The 14,330-nt window shown below is 41.3% G+C and carries 13 protein-coding genes; all 13 read right to left on the reverse strand.

The window, feature by feature from the left end:
* Positions 1 to 275: 275 nt before the first annotated feature.
* Positions 276 to 905 (reverse strand): orotate phosphoribosyltransferase, encoded by a 630-nt coding sequence (pyrE, locus tag AN161_RS12075; protein ID WP_053594609.1) that lies wholly within the window; start codon positions 903 to 905, stop codon positions 276 to 278.
* Between the two features lie 2 nt (positions 906 to 907).
* Positions 908 to 1,612 carry an orotidine-5'-phosphate decarboxylase gene (gene pyrF, locus AN161_RS12080; protein ID WP_053594610.1) on the reverse strand — a complete coding sequence of 235 codons (705 nt, stop codon included), beginning with the start codon at positions 1,610 to 1,612 and terminating at the stop codon, positions 908 to 910.
* Complete coding sequence (locus tag AN161_RS12085; RefSeq protein ID WP_053594611.1) at positions 1,609 to 2,523, reverse strand: dihydroorotate dehydrogenase; 915 nt, start codon at positions 2,521 to 2,523, stop codon at positions 1,609 to 1,611. The genes pyrF and AN161_RS12085 overlap by 4 nt, the downstream gene beginning before the upstream one ends.
* Complete coding sequence (locus AN161_RS12090) at positions 2,520 to 3,293, reverse strand: dihydroorotate dehydrogenase electron transfer subunit (RefSeq protein WP_053594612.1); 774 nt, start codon at positions 3,291 to 3,293, stop codon at positions 2,520 to 2,522. The genes AN161_RS12085 and AN161_RS12090 overlap by 4 nt, the downstream gene beginning before the upstream one ends.
* A 1-nt stretch (position 3,294) precedes the next feature.
* On the reverse strand, positions 3,295 to 6,492 hold the full coding sequence (carB, locus tag AN161_RS12095; protein ID WP_053594613.1) for a carbamoyl-phosphate synthase large subunit: 3,198 nt from the start codon (positions 6,490 to 6,492) through the stop codon (positions 3,295 to 3,297).
* Complete coding sequence (locus AN161_RS12100; protein WP_053594614.1) at positions 6,485 to 7,585, reverse strand: carbamoyl phosphate synthase small subunit; 1,101 nt, start codon at positions 7,583 to 7,585, stop codon at positions 6,485 to 6,487. Before AN161_RS12100 ends, carB begins: the two co-directional genes overlap by 8 nt.
* Positions 7,585 to 8,862: a dihydroorotase gene (locus AN161_RS12105; RefSeq protein WP_053594615.1), complete on the reverse strand. Its 1,278-nt coding sequence runs from the start codon at positions 8,860 to 8,862 to the stop codon at positions 7,585 to 7,587. Before AN161_RS12105 ends, AN161_RS12100 begins: the two co-directional genes overlap by 1 nt.
* Before the next feature lies 1 nt (position 8,863).
* A complete protein-coding gene (locus tag AN161_RS12110) occupies positions 8,864 to 9,742 on the reverse strand; it encodes an aspartate carbamoyltransferase catalytic subunit (RefSeq protein ID WP_053594616.1) in 879 nt (292 codons plus the stop codon).
* A gap of 204 nt (positions 9,743 to 9,946) precedes the next feature.
* Positions 9,947 to 11,278, reverse strand: a complete 1,332-nt coding sequence (locus AN161_RS12115) for a solute carrier family 23 protein (RefSeq protein WP_053594617.1) — start codon at positions 11,276 to 11,278, stop codon at positions 9,947 to 9,949.
* 20 nt (positions 11,279 to 11,298) lie between these two features.
* Positions 11,299 to 11,841 carry a bifunctional pyr operon transcriptional regulator/uracil phosphoribosyltransferase PyrR gene (gene pyrR / locus AN161_RS12120; protein WP_053594618.1) on the reverse strand — a complete coding sequence of 181 codons (543 nt, stop codon included), beginning with the start codon at positions 11,839 to 11,841 and terminating at the stop codon, positions 11,299 to 11,301.
* Between the two features lie 240 nt (positions 11,842 to 12,081).
* Positions 12,082 to 12,993 (reverse strand): RluA family pseudouridine synthase, encoded by a 912-nt coding sequence (locus AN161_RS12125; protein WP_053594619.1) that lies wholly within the window; start codon positions 12,991 to 12,993, stop codon positions 12,082 to 12,084.
* The gene (gene lspA, locus AN161_RS12130; RefSeq protein WP_053594620.1) at positions 12,990 to 13,469 is read right to left on the reverse strand and encodes a signal peptidase II; all 480 of its coding nucleotides are present in this window, start codon (positions 13,467 to 13,469) and stop codon (positions 12,990 to 12,992) included. The genes AN161_RS12125 and lspA overlap by 4 nt, the downstream gene beginning before the upstream one ends.
* Before the next feature lie 62 nt (positions 13,470 to 13,531).
* Entirely contained in the window at positions 13,532 to 14,167 is a 636-nt protein-coding gene (locus AN161_RS12135) for a hypothetical protein (protein ID WP_053594621.1), read from the reverse strand.
* Positions 14,168 to 14,330 lie beyond the last annotated feature (163 nt).

The following is a 14,330-nucleotide window of genomic DNA, read 5'->3' on the forward strand; positions in this document are numbered from 1 at the left end:
TTTTCTGCAGTATATTTAACCATAAAAAACTGCACCTCCAATTGTTAGATGTGTCTAACAATTGGGGCGCAGTTCATCTCCAAAATATTGATGGTCGTTTTTTTGTATTTAAATAACAAAAATTTCTTTTTTAAATAGCGAAAGATAACAGGAAACTTTTATGAAAGCCCTTCTGTCTTTAACTTAGCAGTGCGACTGTCGCTGCGTTTCACTCACGCTTTTGTCGCATTTTCACTTCTGACAAAGTTATTCTTCCTTCAATTATTGAAGTTCGATTAAAGCTCTCCAGCCTTCAATTTAGCATGCCACTCTTTTAGGAATGGGATGTCTCCTTCTTTAATTGCGCCTGATTCGTTAGCTGCTTCAATTAAATAATCGAAGTTTGTTAGAGATGCATATTGAATGCCTGCCTCATCGAATGCTTGTTCAGCACGTGGAAGGTTGTATGTGTAGACACAAACAACGCCTAGTACTTCACAGCCTGCTGCGCGCAAGGCTTCTACAGCTGTAATGGATGAGCCGCCTGTAGAAACGATGTCTTCTACTACTACGACTTTTTGACCCGCTGCATATTTTCCTTCGATTTGGTTACCACGGCCATGCTCTTTTGCTTTAGAACGTACGTAAACCATTGGTAAATCTAAAATATCGCTTACCCAAGCAGCATGTGGGATACCTGCTGTTGCTGTACCTGCTACGATTTCTGTTGCGCCGAAGTTTTCTTTAATAAGAGATGCTAAACCGTTTGCTAATTGCTTACGAATGACAGGGTCAGAAATTGTTAGACGTGTATCACAGTAGATTGGTGATTGAATGCCTGATGCCCATGTGAATAGTTCTGTTGGATTTAATTCTACTGCGCCTACCTTTAACATAGCGTGTGCGATTTCATTTTGTAATGTCATAGTTATGCCTCCCATAATTCACTTACGATTTTATATGCTGCTACTGGATCTTGTGCGCCTGTAACGGCACGTCCAACGACGATTAGCGAAGAACCGTCACGTTTTGCGCCGTCTGGTGTTGCAATGCGCTTTTGGTCGTGTGCATCGCCACCTGCTAATCGGATACCAGGTGTCACGCGTAAGAAATCTTCACCACATACTTCAGCAATTGCCTTTGCCTCATGTACAGAGCAGACAACACCATTTAAACCAGCTTGATTTGTTAAGCTTGCGTAATGTAATACAGATTCCTGTAAAGATAAAGCAATTTTTTGCTCTGCCTGCATTTGCTCTTCTGTTGTAGAAGTCAGTTGCGTTACGGCAATTAATGCTGCACGTTCACGTCCTGCCGGAGTACCCGCTTCAAGCCCTTCAAGTGCTGCCTCCATCATTGGACGTCCACCTGCTGCATGAACGTTGACTAAATCTACCCCTAATTTCGCTAGGCCTTTCATAGCAGAGCCAACTGTATTCGGAATATCGTGTAGCTTTAAATCAAGGAAGATGTCATGGCCTAGATCTTTTACTTTTCGTACAATATCCGGCCCTTCCTGCATATATAATTCCATACCAATTTTCACGAAAAGAGGCTCATTGAAATGCTTTAAAAAATTAAATACTTCTGCTTCTCCAGGAAAATCTAGTGCAAGGATTGGTTTTGTATTCATGAACGATGGCTCCTTCCGATAATTTCTGAAATATGCTCTACTCCTAGTTTATCGAGCTTTGCTGGTAATTCTTCAATAATAGTTGGACAAACGAAGTGATCGACAAAGTTTGCTGTCCCAACAGCAACTGCAGATGCACCAGCCGACATAAAGTCGATAACATCCTGCGCTTCTGTCACGCCACCCATCCCAATAATCGGAATATTGACAGCCTTATACACCTCATAAACCATGCGAATCGCAACTGGTTTTACTGCAGGACCAGATAAGCCGCCTGTACCATTAGCAATCACTGGTTTACCTGTACGCTCGTCTAAACGCATACCGATTAGTGTATTAATCATTGTAATGCCATCTGCACCACCCGCTTCAACAGCTTGTGCAATTTCTACGATATTCGTTACGTTTGGTGATAGCTTTACATATACAGGCACTTCAGAAACAGCTTTTACAGCTTTAACTAGCTCGCGTGCTGTTGCAGGGTCTGTCCCAAATTGAATACCACCACATTTAACGTTCGGACAGGAAATGTTAAGCTCTAATGCTTTAACATTTGGTGCAGTTGAAATGCGTTGTGCAACTTCCACGTAATCTTCTGTCTCCGTACCGGCAACATTCGCAATGATTGGCACATCATACTGTTCTAGAAACTTCAATTCTTCATTCATTACTTTTTCAATGCCGGGATTTTGTAAACCAATGGCATTCAACATCCCTGCTGCTGTTTCTGCTACACGTGGAGTTGGATTGCCGGGACGTGTTTCCACAGTCGTAGCTTTAATCATAATAGCGCCAAGCTTTGATAAATCATAAAGCTGCGCATATTCACGCCCAAAGCCGAAGCAGCCGGAAGCTGGCATTATTGGATTTTTTAAATCTAAACCTGGTAATTGAATGTTTAAACGACTCATAATGCCACCGTACCTTTCGGGAAAACTGGACCGTCAGAGCATACTTTGACATAGTCTTTTGCTACTTGATCTGTTGTTTTACATACGCATGCGAAACAAGCACCGATCCCACAGCCCATACGCTCTTCAAATGATAAATAACCTTCTTTTTCTGGATAAAAGCCTTCAAGTGCTTTTAACATTGGTAGCGGACCGCAAGAATAAAAGACATCGAATTCAGGTGCTCGGGACTCTAAAACATTTGTGACAAAGCCTTTTGTCCCTTTAGAGCCGTCAACCGTTACATAATGTGTTTCTCCAAGGGCACTGAATTCTTCCTCATAAAAACATACATCTTCCGATTGAAAGCCTAGCACATGAATTGTTTTAACACCACGTGCGTTCAATTGCTTGGAAAGCTCATGTAATGGTGGTACACCGATTCCCCCACCAACTAGTAGGGCTGTGCCTCCCTCTTTAACTGCTTCTACAGGGAACCCATTACCGATTGGACCTAGGACATTGACGAGTTGCCCCTCACGATTAGTCGCTAAAACCTTTGTGCCGCGACCTTCCGCACGATAAATCATCGTAAATTCATTGTTGTCTTTATCTATGTTTGCAATACTAATTGGTCGACGTAAAAGCGGCTCCATTGAATCTGACACCTTTACATGGACAAACTGGCCAGGTGTCATATCCTGAACCAGTTCTCCACGAAGTGTCAATTCGAAAATGTTTGTCGCAATTTGCTTTTGAGAGACGACCGTCATTTTCTCTTGACGAATCATATTAGTGTACTACCTCCGCTTTTGGCATTTGCTCTGCTGTGAATGTCATTGATTCAATAACACGGACCATCGCTTCTGCTGTGTCTAATGAAGTTAAGCAAGGTACGCCGTTTTCAACTGACTCACGACGGATTCGGAAGCCATCACGTGCCGGTTGCTTACCTTTCGTTAATGTGTTGACAACAAGCTGTGCCTCACCGTTTTGAATTAAATCGATTAATGTTTGACCTTTTGCACCGATTTTGCCAACTACATCTGTGCGTACACCTGCTGCTTCAAATGCTTTTGCTGTACCTTCAGTAGCGACAATACGATAGCCTACTGTTGAGAAGCGTTTTGCAAGTGCAATTGCTTCCTCTTTATCTTTATCGGACACTGTGAACAATACTGTGCCTTCTGTGCGAATTTCCATACCTGCTGCAACTAAGCCTTTGTAAAGTGCTTTTTCTAATGTTGCATCTTTCCCCATTACTTCACCTGTTGATTTCATTTCAGGTCCTAAAGTAATGTCCACACGACGTAATTTAGCGAATGAGAACACTGGTACTTTAACAAAGACACCTGTTTGCTCAGCTGCTAAGCCTGTTGGATAGCCTTGTTCTACGATTGATTTACCAAGAATCGCTTTCGTTGCAATATTCGCCATCGGAATGTTTGTAATTTTACTTAAGAACGGTACTGTACGAGATGAACGTGGGTTAACCTCGATGACATATACTTCGCCCTGTGAAATAACATATTGAATGTTCATTAAGCCTACGATGCCAAGACCTTTTGCAAGGCGAGTTGTGTAATCCACTAACGTATCTTTTTGCGCTTGTGTTAATTTTTGTGGTGGGTATACAGAAATCGAGTCACCAGAGTGAACCCCTGCACGTTCGATATGCTCCATAATACCTGGGATTAATACATTTTCACCGTCACAAATGGCATCTACTTCAATTTCTTGACCCGTTAAGTAGCGGTCTACTAATACTGGATGATCAGGAGATGCTTCTACTGCGTTTTCCATGTAGTGTTTTAATTCTTCTTGATTGTAGACAATTTCCATCGCACGTCCACCTAGTACGTATGAAGGACGAACTAGCACAGGGAAGCCTAGACGTTCACTAATAGCAAGTGCTTCCTCCGTTGATACAGCTGTTTGACCTAGTGGCTGTGGAATGTTCAAGTCGCGTAATGCTTGCTCGAATTTGTCTCTGTTTTCCGCACGGTCGATATCTTCAAGTGTTGTACCTAAGATCTTCACGCCATTAGCAACTAATTTATCAGCAAGATTAATAGCTGTTTGACCACCGAATTGTACAACTACACCAATTGGTTGCTCAAGGTCGATAATATGCATAACGTCTTCGATTGTTAATGGCTCAAAGTATAACTTATCTGAAATCGAGAAGTCAGTGGATACTGTCTCTGGATTCGAGTTAATAATAATCGCTTCGTAGCCCGCTTCTTGAATTGCCCATACTGAGTGTACTGTTGCGTAGTCGAATTCTACCCCTTGACCAATGCGGATTGGACCGGAACCAAGTACAACAACTGATGGCTTGTCTGATTGAATTGATTCGTTTTCTTCCTCATACGTGCCATAGAAGTACGGTGTTTCAGATTCAAACTCCGCTGCACATGTATCGACCATTTTATACACTGGGATAATGCCGTTTTCTTTACGATATGCATATACTTCCTCTGGAGTTGTTTCCCAAAGCTCAGCAACTTTTTTATCTGCAAAGCCTAGACGTTTTGCTGTACGTAATACATCTTTATCGTTTTTATGGTCAGCAAGTGTTTGCTCCATATCTACGATGTTTTTGAATTTATTTAAGAAGAATAAGTCAATGGCAGACCAGTCATGGATTTGCTCAATTGTTACACCGCGACGAAGTGCTTCACCGATGAAGAATAGACGCTCGTCACCTGCTTTGCGAATACGTTTTTCAATCCAAGAATCAGAGTTTTCTTCTGCATGTTTAAGCTCTAAGTGAACTTGACCCGTTTCAAGAGAGCGCACTGCTTTTAGCATAGCTTCCTCAAATGTACGACCAAGTGCCATTACTTCACCAGTCGCTTTCATTTGTGTACCAAGATTTCGCTTTGCTGATTCGAATTTATCGAATGGCCAGCGTGGAATTTTTGCCACGATGTAGTCAAGTGCTGGCTCGAAGCAAGCATACGTTGAACCTGTTACAGGGTTTTTGATTTCATCTAATGTTAAACCGACTGCGATTTTTGCTGCTAGCTTTGCAATTGGATAGCCTGTTGCTTTTGATGCTAACGCTGATGAACGTGATACACGAGGATTTACTTCGATCACATAGTAATTAAAGCTATATGGATCAAGGGCTAATTGTACGTTACAGCCACCTTCAATTTTTAATGCACGAATAATATCTAAAGAGATATTACGTAGCATTTGGTTTTCACGATCCGAAAGTGTTTGCGTAGGTGCCACTACAATGGAGTCACCTGTATGAATACCAACTGGGTCAACGTTTTCCATGTTACATACAACGATGGCGTTGTCAGCAGCATCACGCATTACTTCATATTCGATTTCTTTATAACCAGCGATTGATTTTTCCAGTAAACATTGTGTTACTGGAGAATATTTTAGACCAGATGTCACAATTTCCTCTAGATCTTGATCGTTGTAGCAAATACCGCCGCCTGTACCACCAAGTGTGAAGGCAGGGCGAACGATTACTGGGTAGCCAATTCTCGCTACAAAGTTTTTTGCTTCGTCTAAGTTATGGATAATATCTGATTCAGGTACTGGAGCACCTAGCTCATACATTAAATTACGGAATAGGTCACGGTCTTCTGCTTTATGGATCGCCTCTAATTTTGTACCAAGAATTTCAATATCAAGCTCATCAAGAATTCCTGATTTATCTAATTCAATGGCCATGTTTAAACCAGTTTGACCACCAAGTGTTGGTAGGATGGCATCTGGACGCTCTTTACGTAAAATACGTGATACAAACTCAAGTGTGATTGGCTCAATATATACTTTGTCTGCAATTTCTGTATCTGTCATAATTGTCGCAGGGTTTGAGTTTATTAAGATAACGCGATAGCCTTCTTCTTTTAGTGAAAGACAAGCTTGTGTTCCTGCGTAGTCAAATTCTGCTGCTTGTCCGATAACGATTGGACCTGATCCGATTACTAAAATAGTTTCAATATCTGTACGTTTAGGCATGTTGTTTCCCCTTCCCTGCTTCTACTTCCATCATTTCGATAAATTCATCAAATAGGTGATTCGAATCCTCTGGACCCGGTGATGCTTCTGGGTGATATTGCACTGTAAAGATTGGATATTTCTTATGACGTACACCTTCACAAGTACTATCATTTAATGCGATATGTGTTAATTCTAAATCTGTATCTTTTAATGAATCGATGTCGATTGCATAACCATGATTTTGTGATGTTAAGTCTGTACGGCCAGTGCGTAAATCTTTTACTGGATGGTTACCACCACGGTGACCGAATGGTAGTTTAAATGCCTTTGCACCGCATGCTAGTGAGAAGATTTGGTGACCTAAACAAATACCAAACATCGGCACTTTTCCTATTAAATTGCGAACTGTTTCAATACCTTCTTGCACATCTTCAGGGTTACCCGGGCCGTTTGACAGCATGATGCCATCTGGATGCCACGCTAAAATTTCCGCTGCTGGAGTATTGTAAGGGACAACTAGCACATCACAATCACGTTTGTTTAACTCACGAAGAATACCGTGCTTCATACCGTAGTCTATTAATACTACACGTTTACCACGACCTGGTGATGGGTAGGCTGCTTTCGGTGATACTTCACGTACATGATGTGTAATCGCTGGTGTTGCCTGTAATTTTGCCACGATTTCATCCACATTCACTTCTTCATCAGCCGCTGTTAAAATAGCCTTTACTGACCCTTTGCTGCGAATAATACGTGTTAATTTTCGTGTATCGATTCCTTCAATCCCTGGGATATCCTTTGATGTTAAGTACTCATCTACTGTTAAGTCACAGCGGAAGTTTGAAGGTGTTTTTGCTAATTCACGAACTACAAAGCCACGAATAGCAGGAGTGATCGATTCAAAATCATCACGGTTAATACCATAATTACCAACTAAAGGGTAAGTTAACGTTACGATTTGTCCGTAGAATGAAGGATCTGAAATCGTTTCCTGATAACCTGTCATCCCTGTTGTGAATACAACCTCGCCTTGCGAAGCTCGCTCACTACCGAACGCTGTGCCTGTAAATACTGTGCCATCTTCTAAAATAAGTAAACGTTTTTTCATTACTCTGCCTCCTGGTATACGATATTGCCTTCAAAAATTGTAAGGACTGGCCATCCTTTTGCAACCCACCCATTGAATGGTGTATTGCGTCCTTTAGATACAAAGCCTTCTGCATCAATTGTTTGTTCTTTCTGTAAATCTATTAAAATCATATCTGCTGAAGATCCAACTTCTAATGTGCCATATGGTAGATCAAAAATTTGTGCTGCCTTTACAGACATCCAGTCAATCAACTGTTTTAACGTCCATTTCCCTGTTTCCACAAACTGTGTGTAAAGCAGTGGGAAGGCTGTTTCAAAGCCTACAATGCCAAACGGTGCGCCAACCATACCACAGCATTTTTCTTCTACTGTATGTGGAGCATGATCTGTAGCGATGCAATCGATTGTGCCATCCATCATAGCTGCGTGAAGTGAGTCTTTATCATCTGCACCACGTAACGGAGGATTCATTTTCCAGTTTGCATCATCTGATGGGATATCCATTTCTTCAAGTAATAAATGATGTGGGCAAACTTCTGCAGTGACACGAATACCCGCTGCCTTAGCGTCACGTACTGCACGTACAGATTCCTTCGTTGATACGTGGCATACGTGGTAGCGTGCTCCAGCTGCTTCTGCCAGTAGAACATCTCGCGCAATTTGAACGGATTCACAAATCGATGGAATACCTGGTAAACCAAGCTCTTGATTACGCTTTCCTTCATGCATCACACCGTCGTAAATTAATGAGTTGTCTTCACAATGTGCTACAACTACCACATCGTGCTGTGCTGCATCCTTCATTTGCTCATACATTGTTGCTGCAAGCTGGATCCCAACACCATCATCAGAAAATGCGACAGCTCCATGTGCTTTTAATTCTTCAATACTTGTGCGAACCTCTCCTGAGATGTCCTTTGTTAATGAGCCGTATGGAAGTACTCGAATAACAGCACTTTCTTTAATTAGACCGTTAATCAACTGCATGTTTTCTACTGAATCTGGCACTGGTTTTGTATTTGGCATCGCACAAATTGTTGTGAAGCCACCTTTTGCTGCTGATGCTGAACCGGTAGCAATTGTTTCTTTATGTTCAAAGCCTGGTTCACGTAAATGTGTGTGTACATCAACAAAGCCTGGTGCAACAACTAAACCATTTCCTTCGATCATTTCTGCGCCTGCTACATTTACGTTTTGTCCTATTGCAGTAATTTTGCCATCTGCCATAGCGATATTGACTGTTTGTAGCTCGCCTTGTTCATTTACCATTTGTACATTGTGAAGAACTTTTGTCATGTTATTCTCTCCCCTTTAAAATTGTTTCGACTATAGCCATCCGTGTATATACACCATTTCGAACCTGCTCGAAAATTCGAGAACGCTCACACTCTACTAGCTCAGAAGCAATCTCTACATCGCGATTGACCGGTGCAGGATGCATAATAATTGCCTTTTCCTTCATTTGTTTCTCACGTTCAATTGTTAAACCGTACTCTTCATGATAGCTCTCTTTTGAGAAGCTTTTATTAACCTTATGACGCTCATGCTGCACACGAAGTAACATGATGACATCACTTATTTCGATTAAATCATCCCAAGAATGATGCGCTTCGAAACCGCCTGCCCACTCTTCTGGACAAAGGAAATGCACATTTGCCCCCAAGCGCTGTAATGCTAATGCATTCGATTTCGCTACACGGCTATGGGATATATCGCCAGCGATTGTCACATTCAACCCTTCAAAAGAACCAAACTCTTTTTTTATTGTATAAAGATCCAGTAATGATTGTGATGGATGCTGGCCAGCACCGTCACCTGCGTTAATGATTGCCACATCGATACCTTCAAGTAGTTCATTGTAATACTCATCTTCTTTTGCTCGGATAACTACCGCATCCATGCCAATCATTTCTAATGTCTTTACCGTATCGTACATCGTTTCACCTTTTGTCACGCTCGAAAAGCCAGCATCAAACGGGATAACGGTACAGCCGATTTTACGCTCTGCCATTTCAAAGCTCGTTTTCGTACGTGTACTCGGCTCAAAAAATAAGTTTGCTACGTTGTAGGCTCGAGATAACGATGATGCTTCACCATTTTCAAAAGCTTGCGCACGATTTAGGATGTTATTAATCTCTTCAGTTGTTAAATGTTCCATCGATAATAAGTTCTTCATCATGTACCTCCATTAAGTTGTGTGTCATGAACGTCTATGTAAAACGTTCGTTCTTTATTTAAAGTAAAAGCCCCGCTGATGTCATCAACGAGGCATAAGGAGGCGTGACAAACTATAGTAGGTTACACTCCTACTTTTAGCCTGTCCACAACTTCCCTTTTTTTGCCTCTCTGGACAATTCATTAAAAGGTACTACTTATTTAATTAATCATATTCTGCAACTTCTTTATCTCTTCCTGGTAATACTAAGTTTAAAATGACACCTATAATTGCTGCTAATGCCATACCTTCAATGGCAAATGAATTAGAGAATCGAAGCGCAGCACCGCCTATCCCTACTACTAAGATTACAGATGCAATAACCATGTTTCGATTATTTCCAAAGTCTACGTTATTTTCAACTAGCATACGTAAACCACTAGACGCGATAATACCAAATAATAAGATTGAAATACCACCAAGAACTGCGGTCGGTATTGTTGAAATGAATGCCATTGCTTTCCCAAAGAATGATACGACAATCGCAATGACTGCTGCTCCCATGATAACATACACGGAATAGACACGTGTGATTGCTAACACACCTATATTTTCACCGTATGTTGTTTTAGGCGGCCCGCCAATCAAAGCACTCAGTAACGTCCCTAAACCATCCCCTAAAATGGAGCGATGAAGGCCTGGATCTTTTACATAATTTCGATTTACTACTTTCCCCAAAACTAATTGGTGACCAATATGTTCTGAAATCGTTACGATGACGATTGGTACCATTGCAAGTAAAATTTTAGCTGTAATATTGAATTCATAGTCCACACCTGGAATCAAAAAATCCGGTAAAGCGAAAAATGATGCTTCTTTTACTGGAGTGAAATCAACAATTCCGATAAATACTGAATAGATATACCCAACAATTAGACCCATCAGAATAGGCATAGCACTTAAAATATTTTTAAAGTATACCGTGAAAATAATCGCTGCTAATAACGTGACTAAAGCTGCTGAAAAGTGTAATCCACTGTATTGAGATACTGTTTCAACAACTCCAGTTGCCTCATTGAGCTGTTCTACATTTATATTCATTGCCATATTTACTGCTGTACCTGACAATCCTAAACCAATTACGATAATAACGGGTGCGACAACAATTGGTGGTAGCAAACGCATTAACCACTTATAGCCCGTCTTCCAAATGATTAAAGACACAATTCCGTAAACTAGACCGACCGCTAGTGCCCCAATCATAGCATTCCCGGGATTCACACTAGCTTTATTTGCATCCAATCCATTCGCTGCGATTAAAATTGGTGAGATGAAAGCAAATGATGAACCTAGATAGGCCGGCACTTTAAACTGTGTCACTAATAAGAAAACAAGTGTAGCAATCCCACTCGTTAAAAGGGCAATTGCTGGACTAAGCCCTACCAGCTGAGGAACTAAGATCGTTGACCCAAACATAGCAAACATGTGTTGGAAACTTAATGTCAGTAGTTGGACTGGGGTCGGTTTATCGTTAATATCTAATACAGCATTTGACATGGTGTTTCCTCACTTTATAGTTAGTCTTCTTTATAGATAATGACGCAATCTTCTCCGTCTACCTCTTGTAAATTTACGACAATTCGCTCTGCTCCTGATGTCGGTACATTTTTACCAACATAATCAGCTCTTATTGGAAGCTCTCTATGGCCTCTGTCGATAAGGACTGCAAGTTGAATTTGTCCAGGTCGCCCTAAATCCATTATTGCATCAAGTGCTGCGCGTACTGTCCGTCCTGTGTATAGTACATCATCGACTAAAATAATTTTTTGATTGACGACCGCATCATCAATATCTACTTGCTCAACATGTGCCTGTTCATTATCATGCTTTGTTGTTAAATCATCTCGATAGAGGGTGATGTCTAGCTCCCCTGTACGGATTGGTTTGCCTTCAATTTTTTCAATTCGTTCTGCTAGGCGTTTTGCGAGAAATGCACCTCGTGTTTTAATGCCAACTAGAATACATTCATCGATTCCTTTATTGCGTTCAATAATTTCATGTGCAATGCGTGTTAACGCTCTTGTCATAGATTGGCCATCTAATAACTCATTTTGTGCCATGTAAGTTTCCTCCTCTCTTCTATCTATTGTTGGCCATGTGTCCATAAAAAAACCTCTCGAGGCGAATAGCCTGAGAGGGTTATATACGTGTTTAAATAGTATGTTGAAAAATTTGCAGCACAAATTTTTTACAACACATTCACATGTACCTTCTCAGCCTCTCTGGACTGCCATTAAAGGTGAATATTTAGTTAAGTTGTTCATTCACTTTCGTTAGTATAGACCTTCTTTTACTATACGTCAATGCATATTTCGTAAATCATTTAATAATTGTTCATAATCAACAGGAATTGGTGCTTCGAACTCCATATATTCGCCAGATGTAGGGTGATCGAATCCTAAAATTCCAGCATGTAATACTTGTCCACCAAAATCTATTGTCTTTTTTGGTCCATATTTTGGATCGCCAACAAGTGGGTATCCAATATAATTCATATGCACGCGAATTTGATGAGTTCGTCCTGTTTCTAAACGACATTCCAATAGTGTATAGTCGCCAAAGCGTTCGATAACTTGGAAGTGAGTTACTGCATGTTTACCTTTATCGACAACTGCTTGTTTTTGACGATCTTTTTGGTCGCGTCCAATCGGTGCATCAATTGTGCCTTTATCATGTGCAATATGCCCGTGTACTAGCGCAGTATATTTTCGTGTCACTGTTTTATTGACTAACTGATTCACTAACGATTCATGAGCTGCATCATTTTTAGCAACCATCAATAATCCTGATGTATCCTTATCAATACGATGCACAATTCCCGGACGCATAACGCCATTAATGCCTGATAAATCTTGACAATGATACATTAAGCCGTTTACTAGCGTACCTGTCATATGTCCAGGTGCTGGGTGTACGACCATGCCTTTTGGTTTATTCACAACAAGGACATCTGCATCCTCATAAACAATATCAAGGTCCAAGTTTTCAGCAATGACATCTAAAGGCTCTGCTTCAGGAACATCAATTTCTACAATATCCCCCACTCTTACTTTATACTTCGCCTTTACAGTCTCTCCATTTACTTTGACAACACCTTCAGTAATCCAATTACCAATTTGTGTACGCGACCATTCTGATTGCACACTCGAAAGTGCCTTATCAATGCGCTCTCCCTTTTGTTGTTCTTCTATTGTATATGATACTTGCGTCATTGTTTCACCTGTTTCTTTTCTTTTTTATCTTCGACGATTAAACCAATCATTAATATGACTACTGCAATTGTTAATGCTGCATCAGCAATATTGAAGATCGGGAAATCATAATTTATTACCGGAATTAAGACATTTACAAAATCGACCACTTCACCTCTAAATAAACGGTCAATAAAATTACCTATCGCTCCGCCTAATAAAAACATTAAGCCTACTTGGAAAATAGGTTTACCCTTAGCCTCTTTATGATAAAAATATAGGATGGCACAAATTACGCCTATCGTGACAATGCTAAATAACCACATTTGTCCTTCTAACATTCCCCATGCTGCTCCTCTATTTCGATGAGACAATATCCCAAACCATGGATCCCATACTGAAATTCGTTCCTTTAACTCCATATTTTTCACAATTAGCCACTTTGTCCATTGATCTAAAAGGACCACGAATGCAGCCAATCCATAATATTTATACACAGACATTCCTCCGTTCGCTCAACATCTAACCTATTCTACCATAACAGCCCATCTCAGAATAACTAATATAGCATGAAAATATGGATCATCACCTTTGTGTGGGGTAGATTTTTGCTCCGACTGGGTGCTTTCCTGTGGGTGTTTGTTGAGCTGTCCGGCGCTTTGGCTTTTTTTCCGTCGCTCTCGGCTTTTTTTCCGTCGCTTTGACTCTTCTTTCCGTCGCTCTCGGCTTTTTTTCCGTCGCTTTGGCTCTTCTTTCCGTCGCTCTCGGCTTTTTTTCCGTCGCTTTGGCTCTTCTTTCCGTCGCTCTGATTTCTATCCGTCGCTTCGACTCTTCTTTCCGTCGCTTTGACTCTTCTTTCCGTCGCTCTGATTTCTATCTGTCGCTTTGGCTCTTCTTTCCGTCGCTCTCGGCTTTCTTTCCGTCGCTTTGACTCTTCTTTCCATCGCTCTGGTTTCCATCCGTCGCTTTGGCTCTTCCTTCCGTCGCTCTCGCCTTTCTTTTCGTCGCTTCGCCTCTTCCTTCCGTCGCTCTGATTTCTATCCGTCGCTTCGGTTCTTCCTTCCGTCGCTCTCGCCTTTCTTTCCGTCGCTTTGACTCTTCTTTCCGTTACTCTCAGCTTTCTTTCCGGCGCTTTGACTCTTCTTTCCGTCGCTTCGGCTCTTCCTTCCGTCGCTCTCGCCTTTCTTTCCGTCACTTTGACTCTTCTTTCCGTCGCTCTGGTTTCCATCCGTCGCTCTCGGCTTTTTTTCCGTCGCTTTGACTCTTCTTTCCGTTACTCTCAGCTTTCTTTCCGGCGCTTTGACTCTTCTTTCCGTTACTCTCAGCTTTCTTTCCGGCGCTTTGACTCTTCTTTCCGT

The organism is Lysinibacillus sp. FJAT-14222, assembly GCF_001278875.1.
In the GTDB taxonomy this organism is placed as follows: Bacteria; Bacillota; Bacilli; order Bacillales_A; family Planococcaceae; genus Lysinibacillus; species Lysinibacillus agricola.